Source organism: Chryseobacterium cucumeris, from assembly GCF_001593385.1.
Taxonomy (GTDB): Bacteria; Bacteroidota; Bacteroidia; order Flavobacteriales; family Weeksellaceae; genus Chryseobacterium; species Chryseobacterium cucumeris.
In genome coordinates this window covers 163875-181061 of record NZ_LUVZ01000046.1, presented here as the reverse complement: position 1 = coordinate 181061, position 17187 = coordinate 163875, and the positions used below count along the sequence as shown (strand labels likewise).

General features: G+C 34.4%; 16 protein-coding genes and 1 tRNA gene. 3 read left to right on the top strand and 14 right to left on the bottom strand.

Annotated elements, in window-relative coordinates; all coding sequences use genetic code 11:
* The first annotated feature begins 51 nt into the window (after positions 1–51).
* Together A1704_RS22615 and A1704_RS22610 are read left to right on the top strand one after the other, a co-directional pair.
* Positions 52–825: a T9SS type A sorting domain-containing protein gene (locus tag A1704_RS22615; RefSeq protein ID WP_062676255.1), complete on the top strand. Its 774-nt coding sequence runs from the start codon at positions 52–54 to the stop codon at positions 823–825.
* A gap of 156 nt (positions 826–981) precedes the next feature.
* Entirely contained in the window at positions 982–1791 is an 810-nt protein-coding gene (locus A1704_RS22610; protein ID WP_062676254.1) for a T9SS type A sorting domain-containing protein, read from the top strand.
* A 64-nt stretch (positions 1792–1855) separates the two neighbouring features.
* On the opposite strand, the gene A1704_RS22605 is transcribed toward A1704_RS22610, so the two are convergent.
* From A1704_RS22605 to A1704_RS22570, 8 genes are all read right to left on the bottom strand, one after another.
* Entirely contained in the window at positions 1856–4678 is a 2823-nt protein-coding gene (locus A1704_RS22605) for a gluzincin family metallopeptidase (RefSeq protein WP_065119727.1), read from the bottom strand.
* 53 nt (positions 4679–4731) lie between these two features.
* Positions 4732–6111, bottom strand: coding sequence for an orotidine-5'-phosphate decarboxylase (pyrF, locus tag A1704_RS22600; RefSeq protein WP_062676252.1), 1380 nt, complete (start codon positions 6109–6111; stop codon positions 4732–4734).
* 121 nt (positions 6112–6232) lie between these two features.
* Positions 6233–6574 carry a YkvA family protein gene (locus tag A1704_RS22595; protein WP_062676251.1) on the bottom strand — a complete coding sequence of 114 codons (342 nt, stop codon included), beginning with the start codon at positions 6572–6574 and terminating at the stop codon, positions 6233–6235.
* 82 nt (positions 6575–6656) lie between these two features.
* The gene (locus A1704_RS22590) at positions 6657–7196 is read right to left on the bottom strand and encodes a TlpA family protein disulfide reductase (protein WP_062676250.1); all 540 of its coding nucleotides are present in this window, start codon (positions 7194–7196) and stop codon (positions 6657–6659) included.
* An 8-nt stretch (positions 7197–7204) separates the two neighbouring features.
* Positions 7205–7768, bottom strand: coding sequence for a thioredoxin family protein (locus A1704_RS22585; RefSeq protein WP_062676249.1), 564 nt, complete (start codon positions 7766–7768; stop codon positions 7205–7207).
* A gap of 17 nt (positions 7769–7785) precedes the next feature.
* Positions 7786–8856 (bottom strand): chorismate synthase, encoded by a 1071-nt coding sequence (gene aroC, locus A1704_RS22580; protein ID WP_062676248.1) that lies wholly within the window; start codon positions 8854–8856, stop codon positions 7786–7788.
* A gap of 50 nt (positions 8857–8906) precedes the next feature.
* Positions 8907–10541, bottom strand: a complete 1635-nt coding sequence (locus tag A1704_RS22575) for an LIC_10190 family membrane protein (RefSeq protein ID WP_062676247.1) — start codon at positions 10539–10541, stop codon at positions 8907–8909.
* A 55-nt stretch (positions 10542–10596) separates the two neighbouring features.
* Positions 10597–11148, bottom strand: a complete 552-nt coding sequence (locus A1704_RS22570; RefSeq protein WP_062676246.1) for a glycine zipper domain-containing protein — start codon at positions 11146–11148, stop codon at positions 10597–10599.
* 352 nt (positions 11149–11500) lie between these two features.
* Here A1704_RS22570 and A1704_RS22565 point away from each other — a divergent pair, with 352 nt between their 5' ends.
* On the top strand, positions 11501–11941 hold the full coding sequence (locus A1704_RS22565) for a hypothetical protein (protein ID WP_062676245.1): 441 nt from the start codon (positions 11501–11503) through the stop codon (positions 11939–11941).
* 452 nt (positions 11942–12393) lie between these two features.
* Here A1704_RS22565 and A1704_RS22555 read toward each other — a convergent pair whose 3' ends face one another.
* The 6 genes from A1704_RS22555 to folB all read right to left on the bottom strand — a co-directional run bounded on the left by A1704_RS22555 (position 12394) and on the right by folB (position 17184).
* Positions 12394–13227: a glycosyltransferase family 2 protein gene (locus A1704_RS22555; protein ID WP_062676243.1), complete on the bottom strand. Its 834-nt coding sequence runs from the start codon at positions 13225–13227 to the stop codon at positions 12394–12396.
* Positions 13228–14186: 959 nt separating this feature from the next.
* On the bottom strand, positions 14187–14630 hold the full coding sequence (locus tag A1704_RS25105; protein WP_062676241.1) for a CPBP family intramembrane glutamic endopeptidase: 444 nt from the start codon (positions 14628–14630) through the stop codon (positions 14187–14189).
* Positions 14631–14721: 91 nt separating this feature from the next.
* A tRNA-Cys gene (locus tag A1704_RS22540) sits at positions 14722–14792 on the bottom strand.
* Between the two features lie 58 nt (positions 14793–14850).
* Positions 14851–15360: an RDD family protein gene (locus tag A1704_RS22535; protein WP_062676240.1), complete on the bottom strand. Its 510-nt coding sequence runs from the start codon at positions 15358–15360 to the stop codon at positions 14851–14853.
* A 54-nt stretch (positions 15361–15414) separates the two neighbouring features.
* Entirely contained in the window at positions 15415–16779 is a 1365-nt protein-coding gene (locus tag A1704_RS22530; protein WP_062676239.1) for a DUF4403 family protein, read from the bottom strand.
* 36 nt (positions 16780–16815) lie between these two features.
* Entirely contained in the window at positions 16816–17184 is a 369-nt protein-coding gene (gene folB / locus A1704_RS22525) for a dihydroneopterin aldolase (RefSeq protein ID WP_062676238.1), read from the bottom strand.
* Between the last annotated feature and the right edge of the window lie 3 nt (positions 17185–17187).

Here is a 17187-nt window from a genome sequence, read left to right as displayed (position 1 = left end):
AATGTAGTTTTGTTACGGAAAAAAAATTATTAATAACAAAAAATTTAAATCATGAAAAAACTTTATTCGTTATTTGCTACAGTAATGTTAGCAAGTGGAATTTTTGCACAAACAGTCTTCAGTGCTACATTTGATGATGTAACAGGAACAGGAGGAAATGATGGTGCTTGGAGTGGAGGCATTGCATCAAGTGGATTTGCTGATGGATCCAGCTCTTATACAACTGGCGGAAACTGGACTTTTACTAAAATTTATAAAGGAAACGGATGTCTTAAGGCAGGTACAAGTAGTCTAAAAGGGTCAATTACTACTCCAACTTTTAATTTAACAGGATCAGCTACGTTGACATTCAGAGCAGGTGCATGGGATGGGGCTAGTGAAAAAAGTATTTTAAATATATCTGCAACAGGTGCTACTCTGGATCAGGCAAGCGTAACTATTGTAAAAGGAGCTTTTTCTAACTATACCGTAAATATTACAGGCGCTACCGGAGCTGTAACTCTTACATTTGAAGGATCTGCAGCTGCCAATAACAGATTCTTTATTGATGATATCATTGTAAGCACAGGAACTCTTGCTGTTCTTGATACTAAAAATGTAAAATCAGCCAACTTTGTAAAGAACTCTTTCGTTAAAAATAACGAAATCGTTTTCGGATCTGATGTAAAAGACGTAAAAGTGTTCAATATGTTCGGACAACTTGTAAAAGAAACTTCAGTAAAACAAAACGAATCTGTAAGTGTTGCTGAATTGGCAAAAGGAAACTATATCGTTACAGGTACAGTAAACAATCGACCGGTTTCTCAGAAAGTACTTAAAGACTAATCTTTTATTAATAAAAATATAAACAGCCGCTTCAACGAAGTGGCTGTTTTTTGTGATTGTTTGCTGATTTTTAAGTTTTTGTATCCTATATATTTTTTAATTTGGTGGTATTGTTTTTGATGTTTTATTTTTAATCCATTTCTTAAAATTATTACAATGAAAAAAATCTTTACTCTTGTTGGACTTACTTTATTAACTTCCTTTTCCAATGCCCAGATTGTGATTAATGAGATCTATGGTGGAAATGTCAATTCAGGGGCTGTATTGAAGAATAATTATATCGTCCTTAAAAATATCGGAACTAATTGGGTCTCTTTGACAGGAGCAAGTATTCAATATGCTCCGGCAATTGGTGCTTTCACGGAATATCATACGTTGCCGGATCTTACTTTAGGGCCGGAAGAAACCTACTTAATTCAGGAGTCAGCAATTGAAGGAGGTATTGAAAATCTGCCAACACCAGATTTTATTGCCACCAAAATAACTAATTTTGACGGAACGCCTAATCCATCTTCAGGGCTGAAAATTTCCAGTGTGTCAGGAAAAGTAGCTTTAGCCGGAAATATAGTGCAGGTGACAGGGCCTTCTGCATCCAATGTACTGGATTTTGTAGGGTACGGATCCAATGCTGATCAGTTTAAAGGAGACGGGCCAGCTCCTTCTCCCACAACAACTACAGCTATCAAAAGAACTTTGGTAGGCAGTAACGATAATATGGCAGACTTTTCTCTTGAAGGAAGTGTGAAATCAGGTTTTGTACAGAATCCATTCATAAAAGACAGTAAAGTAGTGTTCGGAACTGAGGTGAAAGATGTGAAAGTGTATGACACATTCAGGCAGGTCGTTAAAAAATCACCGACGAAACTGGCCTCCACTCTTGATATTGCTGAGCTTCCGAAAGGAACTTACATTGTCACAGGAACGATTAATAATATTCCTATATCGCAGAAAATTATAAAAGATTAGTTTTAAATAAGAAAGGACAACCGATAACAGGCTGTCCTTATTTTTTTATTTTTCAGAATCTTACTTAATACCAGCCTCTTCTCGCTGCATTAATAATGGATCCGAGATTAAGAATTAAAGTGTATCTGATACGCTTTCCATAATCTTTGAATGAAGGTTCAAAACCTAAAGAAGACTGTATCGGGAAATATACTTCCAGAAAATCCGGGATGATTCTTACCTTAACTCCGGTGTCCCAAATGAATTTGGCAGGAAGATCTTTGTTTTTATAAACTCCGGCATCTGCATATACGTGGAATATTTTCCATACGCTTGAATCTACATTGGCAGACGTAATCCATTGATTCACTGTTCCCGGAAGAAAAGATTTAAAACCACCATCAGCTAATATAAACTGTTGGGAAAGAAGGCCGCTGCTGGCACTTTCTCCTAAAAGCGTATAAGAGAATGAATAGTTGGAAACCCTCGAAATTCCATAATCGAAAAGGTTATTTCGGGTGTTGTTTCTTAAGAAGTAACCGGCAAATAAACGTAAGCTCAGCTTTTGTTTAGGAGCAAATTCCCATCTGTAGAAGCCTTCAGCTGTTATTTTATTGAAATCTTCCATTCCCTGGGTACTTAGACTGAAGCTTTTTTCATGAATCATCTGGCTGTCGCTATAACCATATCCGATACTCCAGAGGTTATATTTGCTGTAATCGTTATTGGCAATCATTGTAGGGCTCAGATCCCTTTCAAAATAATTATAGGAAACTCCCAGACTTCTGCTTACTGTACTTCTTGGGTTCTTTCTGAAATTGATAGAAGATGATATTGAGGTTTTTCTGTAGGCCAGATCATAATCATAATGGAAATAAGATCCTGAGAGTCCAAATGTCAGACTTCGGATAATGCTTTCTGCAGGCAGAATAGAGTAGGAGACAGCTCCTGAACCGGTTAGTTTACCTGTTCCTGTGCTATAAGTTGGAGTCACCGAATACAAAAACTTCTGATCAAAGAAAGACTGATTTTTAAAATTGGCTCCCAAAAGAAATTTATCATACGTATTGTTGAAACGTACCCTTGGGCTGATGTAAATTTCATTGTATTCCGGGTTGGGAATATCTTTTATTAATTTAAGTTTAATTTTTTTTGCATTGGAAAATAATCCTTTCGCATACAGGAAGTTGTCCCTGTAATTGGATTCAGGAAAGATATAGCCACTATTTAAGGTGGTTTTGTAAATATTCTCTGATGCAGGAAGTGACAGGCTGGTGGTACGTTCATTTTCCTCCGTATCTATCCAGTACGTTTTCTTTTCTCCTTCTCTGGTTTCCGTTTCCAGTTTTACGGGAATAGAAATGTCTGTATTTCTTACAATTTTTATTTGCAGAGAGTCATTGTCTTTTCTAATGTTTTTCAATTTAAAATCAACCCTGTTTTTCTGTTTAAAAAAGTTGGAGAGATAGGCTGTTGATGTATTGTTTTCAGCAAGGGAAGAAAGGAATTCATCAGGATTAATTTTTTTTCCGGAATTCTGAGAAATATAGTTTTTTAGAATCCCATTGAATGGTTCATATCCCATTTTGTCGGCCGAATAATTGAAAAGACTTCCTGTTTCAAAGCTGCTGATAGCCATGTCATTAAAGTTACTCAAAACAGGGAAATGTTCATCGATCTTCTGATCAAGGTTTTGCAGCATGATGTACTGATAGGAAAGTCCATAGCGGTCCAGAAGTTTTACTTTGGAGGCATGGAATAGCTTTAAAGGTTTAAGCCCAAAGATTCTTGTCTCGGGAAGTGTCCCTAAAAGTTTCGTATCAGCATAGAATTTTTTGAGGTACTGAATTTCAAGATATGATTTTAAACCATTTTTAAACCAATGGTCTTTTTCTTTATCTGCAATAACGCCTTCGTCAAGAATTTTCTTAGCAATGATCCCGAAATAATCCATATCGGTTTTTTCGGTCTCGGTAAACAGGCGGAATCTGAATTTCCAGAAAGTAATATCATTATTCCCGAAAAAGTCTTCTTTAGCTCGGAATTTATCTGAGATAAAAATACTTTTCGGAAGATACCCGATGCGTTCCTTGATAAATTTTAATTGTAAAGGAAGATAAAACTCCAGGTTTTGTTTTTCTTCCGGTTTAAGATTATAACCAAACTTGATTTGGATTTCATCTCCATCAACATTGGTTTTGATGGATTGAAATGCTGTCGGAGAAATCAAAAATTCAGGATCTGAGTCAAGGTATCCCTTAAATGAATTCATTTGAACCTGTGGAAGATTTCCTTCAACAAAATTATTAACAGGAAGATCAAAATTGACGGTCCAGAAAGTATTAAAACTTACCTGTTCCTCAATATCGTGATAGTTTCTTTTGGAAATATTGTCCGGATCAAAATGATCCGGAACAATAAAGAAATATTTTAATAGAGTATTCTGTGCAGATGTTCCGTATCCCGTAAAGTTTTTATCGGGAAGCTGCATCCTGTATTGCAACTGTAAAGTAACGCTTTCGCCAGGTTTTAATACATTTTTCAGAGGAATAAAAAGATTTTCATCTGAGAGTGTATTGACAGGAAGGGCTTCATTGTCAGAATTTTTAATATTCAGTTCCAGAAGTTTTCCCAATTGGTCATTTTTTGCAAAATGCAAATCATTATTCCTGTCTTCCAGTTTTCTGTAGACTAAAGAAGTTCCCCGTTTATTGTACGCGGCTACCCAATTCAGGAGTTTTACGGTTTGAAGGTCTTTTCCGGAGTGATTGTAATAAACAATTTCCTGGCGGACATCAAGGTTCTTTTTGTCAGGAGACAGTTTTGTTTCAATGTATATACTGTCTGTCTGTGCAGAAACCTGTACAACTCCACATAACAAAATAAGGCAAAGGCTGATCTTTTTCAAATATTCGTGATAAAGCTCAAATATAACTTATTTTGTATATACTTTATAGTATTTTAACCTTGAATTGCTTTTTTTTCCAAAGAATTAATATAAGCATTCCATCCCTCTGTTTTATAAGTGATGGCAGATGCTTCAGGATCACTGGATTTGTAGATTCCTCTTCCTACGATGATAAAATCTGTGTGCAGTGTTTTGAAAACATGTTCCGGTGTGTTGTACTGCTGTCCTTTGCCATCTCCTGAATCTGCAAGGTTTACCCCAGGAGTGAACAATAGCAGATCCTCGGGAATTTTATTCTGAGATACACCACCAATTACATTAGGATGAGATAAAGCTACTTTTAAAGCTTCTTCACGATAGCTGGCTGTTGTTAAAGCACCTTTTGAAGACATTCCAACGATGGCTACCACTCCTACATTTTTGAAACAGTCTAATGATTCAAAACCTCCGATCACCTGAGAAGTCACAAAATCTGCCCAATCCGTAATTTTGAAAACCCCGCTAGTGAACTGAAGCTCCTGTGTATTTCCGATATCAGCAAATTTTCTGTCTTCCATGAGTAAGAACTGGTGTTTTGCTGCAATAGCTTTTAAAGGAGTGATGGTTTTTTCATAATCAAAATCAGAAATGATATCGATATGTGTTTTTAAAGCAATAACGTGTGGCCCTACTTTTTCAGCAAGTTCCAATAGCTCCTGAGTGGTTGTAACATCAGCAGAAGCAATAAGGTTTGATTTTTTTGCCAAAGCGGTTTCCAGTAATTTTTTGGAAACGGAATGCTGTGTTACCTGAAGTTTCTGTTCATAAGATGATCTGGTTTCTTCTTCAAACTGAATGTGGTTCCCTTGAAGGAAATCCTGAATTCTTTTTACTTCTTCATCTGACAATTCACCTGTTTCCTGAAGAATATTGCATACTTCCGAAATATTGAAAAGAGTATGTACTCGATATCCTTTACCTTCCAATAATTGTTTCCCTCCCTGTTCTCTGTCAAGTACCACCACAATATCAGAAACTTTAAGATCTTCCTGTTCTATTTCAGGAATGGTTTCCAGCAAAGATTTTCCTGAAGTGATCACATCCTCTACCAAAAGACAGTTTTGTCCTTTCTGGTAAATTCCTTCAATCAGCTTCTTTGTACCATAGCTTTTCGCTTCTTTTCTTTTAATAATTAATGGAATATAACTTTCCAGAGACATTGCAGTAGCCATAGGAAGAGCAGCATAAGGAACTCCACAAATTAAATCGAAATTATCTAACGGAAGCATTTCCAGTAAATAATTAGCAAGATTTTTTAAAATTTTAGGATCTGAAGCCAAAGGTCTCAGGTCTACATAAAAAGGACTTTCAATGCCGCTTTTCAGGGTAAACCTTCCGAATTTGATGATTCCTAGTTTGTAGCACTCTAAGAAGAATTCTTTTTTACTTTCCATTATTTTTTATTAGATACTGCAAATTTAAGGAATTGAAATAAGGCTTAAAAATTTATCGTCCATTTGTCAACAAAAAACCATCCCGGATTGGCCGGGATGGCGTGAAAAATATAATAAACTATTATTTTACGATTTCAGCATCAATGACTTGGGCACTGCTGTATTTTTGCTGGGCTTCCCACAATAAAAATTTGTCAACCTCTTTGATAAGCTTAGGAATGGTAAGTGACAATACTGCCAGGTCATCCATAACTCCGAGAACCGGTATCACAAATTCAGGAAGGAGGTCAATAGGAGAGAGTACATATAAAATTCCCAGTAAAGGAAGAATAATGTCTATGGATTTCATTGGATAAATTCCTTTTCTCCACATTTTGACCATTCTGAAAATATCAGGGATCTTTTTGATAAAGCCCTTATGATTGATGGCTTCTTTTGCAAGATTTAATTTTGAATATTTCATTTTGTGTTTGGATTAATAAATTTTTCAACGCTATAAAATTCGCAAATCCTGTACCAACAAATTATAAAATTTAGTTAAAATATTATTTGATAATATTGTCAATAAACTGATGCACAGTCTCTGTGTTCCAGTCTTTTGTAGCATCCTCTTTAATAAGGATTCTTCCATGTTTATCCAGCAGGAAAGTGGTAGGAAATACCTTTGGAAGAATTTTTTCGGAAATAGGACTTTGAGCAATATATACAGGAACGGTATAATTATTTTCTTTCAAAAACTTTCTTACATCCTCTTCCTTATCATTCATGGCAATTAAAACAAAATCAACATGATCTTTTCTTGTATCATACAGTTTCTGAATAGAAGGCCATTCTTTTCTGCAAGGCGGGCACCATGTTCCCCAGAAGTTGAGGAAAACCCCTTTGTCCTTAAAATTCTTAAGGTTGGTGCTCGGTGCATTAATTCCTTTAAGTTCTATATCATAATCTTCTTCGCTGATATGAACCGCATTTTCAATGGTGGCTACCGGAAAGAATGTATCCTTAAGAAAATTCCTTATTCCCGGTACAAATGCAACAACGCCAATGATTGCTATGATTACAATATAAATAATACTTTTTTTCATATCTATTGTTATAGAAGATCCAAAATTTCCTGAACAGCATCTTTTCCTCTGTTTTTGGCATAATAAATCTGCAGATCATTATAGAAAGTATCTTTTGGATAGGCTTCAGGATCGGCTTTATATTTCATCAGAAGTTCATAACCATATTTAGGACGTGGACCCCATGAATTTTTCACATTCAGGTCTTTGTCAAGGATAAGTACTTTCGGAATGGATTCTGTACCGTTCGTTAAAAATTGGTTGATTAAACTTTTATCACTGTCTCTCAGGAAGACTCTTACTTCATTGTGTCCTTCAAAAAATCTGAAAAGAGCAGGTACTGTTGCACTAGCATCTCCGCACCATGCTTCAGAAATGATTAAAATCTTTCCGTCAAAGTTTTTGGCAGCCAGTTCTTTCAGCTGATCTTCATCCGGAACGTATTTTTTTACCGTTCTGTCCATTCTCTGAAGACCCAGCTCGTAATATTGTTTATAGTCAGCCTCCTGTTGGTTGGCAGGATTTTCTAATCTTTCTTTTGCAATCTGAAGATATTCTTCAAACGAAATTCCTTTATCCCAGTAATTTTTCATTACCAAAAATATTTATGTTAAAAATTATTGATATTTCTTGTTTTGTTGATCAAAAACAGGTCTGCCAGTACAAATGCCGCAAGACTTTCCACTACAGGAACTGCTCTTGGAACTACACAAGGATCGTGACGTCCTTTTCCTTCTACAATGACTGGATTTCCGTCTTTATCAATACTGTCCTGAGGTCTCAGAATAGTAGCTACAGGTTTGAAAGCCACACGGAAATAGATATCCATTCCGTTGGAAATTCCACCCTGAATACCTCCGGAAAGGTTAGACTTTGTAGTGAAATCCGTATTGAAGGCATCATTATGTTCTTTTCCTGTCATTTTAGCTCCGCAGAAACCGCTTCCATATTCAAACCCTTTGCAGGCATTGATATTCAGCATTGCTTTTGCCAGCTCAGCCTGAAGTTTTGAAAAGATAGGTTCACCAATTCCCACAGGAACATTTTTAATCACACAAGTGATGGTACCTCCGATTGTGTTTCCTTCTTTTTTGATCTCCTTGATTCTTGCAATCATCTTTTCTGCCGTCTCAGTATCCGGACAACGAACATCATTGCTCTCTGTTTGGGAGAAGTCTAAAGCCTGATAAGGCTTTTCACAGAAAATATCACCTACGGAAGAAACGTAAGCATTGATCTCAATGTTGGGTAAAAGTTGTTTGGCAAGGGCTCCTGCCACTACCCAATTCATTGTTTCTCTTGCAGAAGATTTTCCGCCACCACGATGATCCCTGAAACCAAATTTCTGGTCATAAGTAAAATCAGCATGGCTTGGACGATATGCGCCAGCAATGTGATCATAATCTTTCGATTTCTGATTTTCGTTTTCAATGATAAAACCGATGGGCGTACCTGTTGTTTTGCCATCAAAGATTCCTGAAAGAAACTTTACCGTGTCGCTTTCCTTTCTTTGTGTAACGATTGCCGACTGGCCAGGTTTTCTTCGGTTCAGTTCATACTGAACTTTATCGAGATCTACCGTTAAACCTGCCGGAAAATTATTAATGATACCGCCATAAGCCACTCCGTGACTTTCTCCAAATGTTGTAAGACTAAGAAGATTACCTAATGTGTTGAACATGATACAAAATTACCTTTTTTTCTTCAGATAATAAAGTTTCTGGATTTGTTCTATTTATCATTGTTTTTGATAGTATTGATAACCTTTTGGGCTTCCTCTTTTTCTTCAGAAGTCATTTTTTTCGGGATAAACCCTTTTTTAATATCATTTTTATCTGAAAGCTGTGGAAAAATACCTGCATTTACATCATCAAAAAGATAAGCCGGAGTAATTGCAGGAAGTGGAGTATCAAAACTATAGGGGTAATGTTGAGAAACATTAAACTTTAAATTCCCTACTTTAAATCTGTCAAACCGCTGATATTCATAGGTTGAAGGTTTGTATATCTGCTCTTTTTCAAATCCGGCCATAAAACTTCCCACCCGGAAACTTGGAATATATTTTTGAATAATTCCCGGAAAAGATAATATTGAAATAAAGAATAAGCTAAGTGTTGAAAAGACAATAATGGATTTTTTCTGATCAAAATAGTCGTAAAATAAAATAAAGGATATTGCAAATAAGACATCTGTAAAAAATCTGTACTGGGCTGAAAATGCAAGAACTATTATACTTTTTATCAACAATGAAATGCAGATCAGGGTGATAAGTTTTTTCTTTTTTATCCAGGCGAATACTATGAAAATAATTAAGCTCAGAATAAAGATAATATTGATTTTGGATTTTATTCCTTCCAGAGAAAACCAGTTTTTGATATAATCCCATGTTGAAAAATTTTGGATTTCCTCATAGGTATACTGCATATCATAGGTTTTCATGATCGCGAACTGAGAAGAAATTTTTAAAACTTCGGAATTGGGCTTCCAGGATAGCCCCAGATCACCTATTGCTATAGGAAAGACAGGATATCCGAATGTCCAGATGTTTTTAACGAAGAATAAAAAAAGAATTGAACTCCCTAAAAGAAATTGTTTAAAGTTGCTTTTAAAAATAAAAACAAAGTTTAAGAAAACCAAAATAGGAAGCCATATCATCGTAGGTTTTATGGTAAAGACAAAAACTGAAAATGCAAAGAGGAGCGTGATATTTCTGTTTCCAGCTATAATTTCATTTAAAATAATCACAGAAAAGATAATCACAGGAAGGTCCGGGCTAGGAGACTGTGAAAACAGTAATAAGATGGGCAGAAAACAAAGATGGATCCAGTTTTTCTTTTCAATACTATACATACTGTAGATGATAAGCAGTATAGAATTGATTCTTAAAAATGGATCAGAAAAATTCGAAAACCCTGCCTGAAAAATATGCCAGACAGACATTTGTCCTAAGGTGAGGTCTATATTCGAGATGCCTTTTATAAGTCCATATTCTGTAAGCCATTTCAATGTAGGAATATAATACCCAAAATGATCCAATATATAAGGATAGAAAGACCCTGCGAATATAACAGTCAGAGAACTTACACTTAATATTATAAAATCCTTTTTTGAAAATTGACGAAAGTCCTGATAAAGTTTATTTATAAAGAAAGAAAATAGTCCCAATAGTATTGAAGGTACTTCCACCTTGATATTTAAGGGAATAAAAAAAGAAATCACTGTCCATATAATACTGATTCCCATAATTCCGGCTAAAATTTTTCCAGAGATCCCCTGAAATAAAATTCCCCATATATTTTCCATGATCTTTCCCCAGCCCATCAGGGCAGGAATGATGAAAATGGAAGAAAACAGAATCATTATCATAAAAAAAGATTGCTTAAAAGTAAGCAATCTTTATATTTTATCATTAAAATATTTATTAGCGGGGTTGTACCCTTCCGTCTTTTCTATCTTGTGATCTACCAATGGTATATCCGGTTGCACCACCTACAACACCTCCGATTACAGCTCCTAATCCTCTGTTTTTCTTAGCAACTATGGCTCCGACAGCAGCTCCACCTACAGTACCAATGACGGTCCCTTTGGCAGCTTTACTCCATCCTTTTTTCTGAGTAGTTCCCTGTGATGTACCACTTCCGTTATTGGCATAACTTCCGTTGCTGCTTCCTGAGCCAGAATTAGAGTTTCTGTCTCTATATATTGTTCGTGTTTCTCTGATCACCTGTGGTTTTGAATTATTTTCAGCAGCAGCTCTCGCTTTTTTGCTTTCTGATACACTATCTGCTTTTTTCTGCGCTTCATATACCATTTTTTCCTTTTCAATAGCCAGTTTTTGTTTTTCTATTTCAAGTTGTCTGGCCTGAAATTCAAGTTTCTGTGCTTCCAGTGACTTTTCTGCAACACTGTCATCTTTCTTGCAGGCCGTCATTAAAAAGACGGATAAAAAACCTGCTAATACTATCTTTCTCATAATTCAAATTTTAATACGATAAAGCCAAAATGACTTTGATTTTAATTCTATTTTCAATTATGAAGCCAAATTTTAGTTAATAAGTGTTAAAAGTGATAATTGAAAAGAGAGTTAATTTTATATAATGATCAGTTTTGTACTATTGATGGTAGATTTCAAAGGTTGAAAAATAAAGGTTGGTTATTTTAGGTTGTATGATTTTTTAGGATAAAAAAAAATAAAGTAAACATTATACATATGCTTTCAATTTTCTTTTTTTGTTTTTAAAAGTATTTGTAAATTTTATTTCATTGATAGTTTTTATTAAATTCATATAAGTTGAGTATTTTTGAATACCAAATTACTTTTTAATATGAAAAAATCAATTTTTACAGTATCAGCATTTATTGGATTGCTGGCTGTTACAACATCGTTTTCCTTCAAGGAAATAACAGAACCCCATAAAGGCAGTTCAGAAATAGCTGATAAATCACCAATAACTCAGACTTATAAGATCCGGTATGGCCTTCTTTCTAAAAACGGAACAAAAATTCTGTCAGGAAATTATGATGTAGGAAGTTTCCTTGCAGAAAATATGACGACCGGGGAAGTGTATGATACATATTATAGTGGCGGATTTCAATCTGTTCCACAATATTATAATGGTCTTCCTGCGGGAACTTATACCTTTTCGGCAATGCAGGGACAAGGAGGATGGGTTGGCTATGGAACAGTAGTTGCAACAGTTTCTGATGCACAGGTAGATTCTGATGGATATATTACCATATATATTCCGATCATTTGGGAAGAATAAGCCTTGTGAGCAAACAAATATTTAGCTAAATTTACCCATCCCAGAGATGGAGATATTTTCAATCATTCAATAATTTTATATGGTTTTTAGATGAGTATAACCTATAAAGCATTTTCGTAATGCGGATTATTTTTGATTATTCTTCGGAGGGCTGCTTGATTCTAATATAAAGTATTCATTCTTCTGTTGTGATATTGTATTATATTTTCTGCTTAGAAAATGTAAAATATATTGGTGATGTTGAATGATTCTACAATATTCTGTTTGGATTTTTCTAAATAGATTTTTTTCATCATTTGTGTTTTTTAGGCCTCCTGACGGAGGCCTTTTCATTTTATTGCTTTTTATGATTTTACGCATATAATAATTGTTCAAAAACGGATACTTTTATTACAAACAATTTCATTCCATATTTTATAATCAAAGGCTGCTCAAATAGAGCAGCCTTTGATTTATATATTATCTAAAGTAACTTTTATTTTACTCATGATGCGGTGCATTCTGTTGGTTTGGTAATTCAGAAGATTAAAAATTTCATTTGAACTGGTAAAAAACTCAGGAACTATTTTGTTGTTAATGGTTTTTATTCCCCGTCTTTTCATCGTTTCATGGATTACTCTTGCAAAAGAATCTTTTGCACTTTGTTTTGCTTTATCCTGAGAAATTCCATTGGAATGGAGTCGGTAGAGATACAAAGGTTCTTTGAGGTATTTTACTTCCCCTTGCTCCAGTATTTTCAGATAAAGATCCTGATCTACCGCATTTTTCAGATTCGGATTAATTCCTTTAGTTCTTAAATAAATCTCTCTTTTAAACGTGAAAAAGTGGGCAAACTGAATAGGATAGTTGAAGAAATAGCGATTGTTATAAATTTGTTTAGTACCTGTATAGATTTTTTCCGGAACAAGGTCCTCGTTGCAAAGTATCATTTGAGAATATACGGCAGCAAGATCATCTCTGTCTGTAAATTCCAGTGTTACTTTTTCCAGTGCCTCAGGATGAAGAGCATCATCAGGGTCAAGATACGCACATAGATCTCCCTGAGCATATTTCATGCATTGGGCTTTCGTAGATCCACAGCCTTCATTAAGAACATTATGATAAAGCTTAAAGCGGGAGTCATCTTTGATCAGAGACTCTATAATTTCAACCGAATTGTCTGTAGAAGCATCGTCAATAATTATTACCTCCCAGTTTTCATAGGTTTGATTGATTAATGAATGATAGCACTCCTTGAAATACTTTCCATTATTATAGTTTGCTATAAGTATAGAAAAATTTGCCACGGTCTTTTTGAATTTATAGTATAAAATTATAAAATAATATATACGGAAAACATAACTTCAGTCATTATATATTTGATTTTTTTTTCTTATATTTTGCACACCAGGGAGTGTGTTATGTTTTTTTAAAGAATAAGATATTTCACCCCGATAACCATTATCATGTAGATTTTGATTATTGTCTTTTTCTGAGAAATAAAGTGTATGACCTGAAAATTCCGTACTTAAAAGAAATAATAATTTTATGATTATACTCATAAAATAAAAAAAAAGACTGGTATATCTTTGGCTAAGAATTAATAGATAAAATAATTTTTATCTCTGATATAAAATTTTTTTTCATCATTTGTGTTTTTTGAGGCCTCCATTTTTGGGGGCTTTTTATATGAAGGATTGATATGATCTTTTATATCATGATGATTAATATTTTTTTTGATGGATGTGGCGAGTGTGCCAATTTGTTATTAGAAATACTTTTTATGGCAGATCAGCTCTTTTTAATTTTTTTTATGTCTTGAATGTAAATTTTTTTTTATTAAAATGTAAATTATTTTTTTTTTAATACTTTTGCCGGAGCATTAGATTTATCTGAAATTATTAAAGGTAATTATGAAGAGGTTTTTAAACGATCAGTAAAATCTGTTTTAAATGTTGAATTGGTGAAAATTGTGTCACAACAAGAAAATAATTTTTTTTCTCAAAATCATTATTCTTGGCACGATTTTTCAATATAGAAATGTAACTCATGTTTAATTTGAGTTTTCATGGTTATTAGTTTTTATCCTCGGAATTTCCGAGGATTTTTTTTTGCCCTAATATGACGCTACTCATAAAAGTATGTTGGATTAATCCTCTATTTTTGAAGGAGATAATTTTCTATCCATCATTACTTTTTACATTATTTATCAAGCTCTTCTGTGATCTGAAGGGCTTTTTTGTATCATTAAAAGAGGCAGGTTATATTACATTATAAATAAAAAGCCGTACAGATTGAATAACCCGTGAAAGAATACTGTTAGCATAAAACTGTAGGCATGGGCGTGCCTGAAATAATAAATATAAAGATTGTTTAAAATGATGCCTCCAAAAAATGTCATAACAATATATAGCCCGTTATAATAATGCATGGAGGCAAAAATGATACTCATGATGATAATACAAAGTACTCTATTCCTGATTCTCATCCATTTGCTTAAAACTAGGTAGGGGAGATATTGAAATAAAAAAGTTTCCAGAAAAGGGGCGATAAATATTGCAATGAAGTTTAGTTCTTCTTTCGAGATATTCTTGTTTCTATTTTGATTGACATCAAAATGAAAATAGGTATCATTAAGGAAATTAAAAAAATATCCATTCAACAGAGCAAGAGCAAATGAAATGAAGAAGAAGACTAGTAATTTTTTCATAGGTTCTATTGATGATAAAAAGAACGGAATACTAAAAAAGCTAAAAGTATAAAAACAAAAAAACCTCTAAATTATTTAGAGGTTTTTTTTGAGGTACCTAGCGGATTCGAACCGCTGTAGATGGTGTTGCAGACCACTGCCTAGCCGCTCGGCCAAAGTACCATTTTTACCATTTTTGAGGTGTGCAAATATAGTAAAATTTCTTTATGAACAAAAGTTTTTAAGCAATTTCTTTCTTCCCAAGATCCTCAATTTCGCTTTTTGCTTGAATTTCAGCCTGATAATTTTTCATGTTAATTACCCTTGTTTCACTCCATTTGTCATGCCAGCCATTTTCTCCGAAAAAGGAAAGCGTATCAAAAGGAACAATTCTTGAAATATTCCTGATGAGATAATCATTAAAAGTAGGCTCAGTCCCATCTATACAAATAACTTTTGTTCCAGTAATATATTTGCCTATGGATCGTCCTTTAGTAAAATATTCTATCAAAAAAGTATACATAAAGTAGATAAGAGAGGTTATTAGTATATCAAGAAATCTATTCATTTCAGACATTTTATAAACAATGTTGATAAGAAAGTCAATATTGGCAAGGCTGTACAGTAACGAAGCAATAAAACCTAAAGCAAGAAAAAAAACTGAGATTACAACTCTGTCAATAATAAAATTAGCAAATCTGGTCAGCTTTTCAGCTCTGTTTCGATCTACAATTACTAAATATTTTCTCATGGTCGGTTATTAGTTTTTGGTTTAGTTTTTTAGTTTAGTTTTAAGTTTAAAATTTTAGAACCCATTGACAAGTAGCTTTAATGAGGCATTCGTATCAATAACTGCAGTAATTCCTGTATTACTGAGCAGAATTTTACTAGGTTTAAGATTGAAAACTTTTCCGTTCATCTTTAATCCTTTATAATACTCTTTGTTGAAGGCTTCTTCAATGCTTTTTCTTGAAGTTTCTTCCAGTTCCTGAGTTGGAATACCATATTCTTCTTCAATCATTTTTACGATTTTCCCCTGAAACAGGAGGGAAGCGGTTTTCTGCAGAATATTGGTAGTTTTCAGTTTGAATTTGGTTTCTGACAATACAATTTTTCTTTTGGTTTCGTCATACACCGGAATTCCTGAAATAATAGAAGTACCTTTTATATAGCCATCAGTCTGAGCCTCAATAACTACTCTATTATCAACACCGTACACTCTGATGTCTGTTACTTTTACTTTGGAGTCGCGAATATCAAATTCCTTATTCAGGAAAGTTTTTCTCGCCATATTGCTTGCTTCTGTAAAAGGAATATTGGCTGTAGTCTGCAGAATAAACTTGTCAGCAACTGTAGGGGTTGTATTAAAATTGGCAACACTGGTTACCGGGGAAGAGGCGGCAGGTTTATTCCCTGTAAAAGTTTCAGAAAAGATATCCACACCAAGAGTAGCATTGATCTGGTTTCCATAAAACTTTAAAGGAGTGATATTGACACCTACAGGACTTACTTTCAGCCATGTATTATATTCCTCAGAAATATTGAAGGGCTGAAGGAAAGTATTCCATGCCATCAAGGCATATTGCTGGAAATTCAGCTGTGTAGCCATTTGCTGATCAATAGTTTTACAGAATTTTTCCTGTTGCTCTTTTAAGCTTTTTTCAACAATGGAGGTAATAGGAATCTGTATTCTTCCATAGTCCAGAACAGGTTTTGTTACCCATCTGAAGCCATTGGGCCTGGTATTCGTAGTAATGGTCCAGTTATTTTTAAAAGTAACAGTGGTATTGAAAGACATTACCGTTTCGAAAGTGGTATTTTGATAGGTATATACTCCTAGTGTACCAATTCCTTTTTCTGCCCATATTTTTAAAGGAACTTCAATCAGCAGATTCTGGCTGGTTCCTCCTACAAGGCGGATAGGTCTGGTCTTCCACACTTTTACCTTAAACTGATCATTATTATTGTCTGTATAAGAATCATCCTGGTACACCAGATCTTTCACGGAAGCATTGATCATGTTGCTGAGTTCCGAAAGGGGGATGGTCACAGGCATTGTAATACTGGATCTGATCTTCGGAAAGTTATAAGCCGCCAACTGATTGTCAACACCAGCTTGACCAAAAACGCTGATTCCCGCTACTAAAAATAATATTTTAACGAATTTCAATTTATATGTTTTTTTAATGAAACGAAAATAAGCAATTTAATTTTCTGGTTTAAAGCTTTTTTCCAACTCAATACTTGCACCTTTCATTTCTCCCTGCATAGGTGGAGCTGTTTTGGTGATTTTTAATTTAATATAATCGACCTGTGGAAAGCTGTCATGAATTTTTGTGATGATTCTTCCTCCTACATGTTCCAGTAATTTGGATTTTATTTTCATTTCACCGTGAAGAATATCGTTGATATCTGCATAACTTATCGTGTCATGCAAATCGTCGGAAGTGGCTGCTTTCCACAGATCTGTATGAAGTTCTGCATTCAGAATATAATAGGTACCGATGATATTTTCTTCAGGAAGTACGCCATGGTACGCGTATATTCTTACATCTTCAAGATATATTTTGCTCATTGC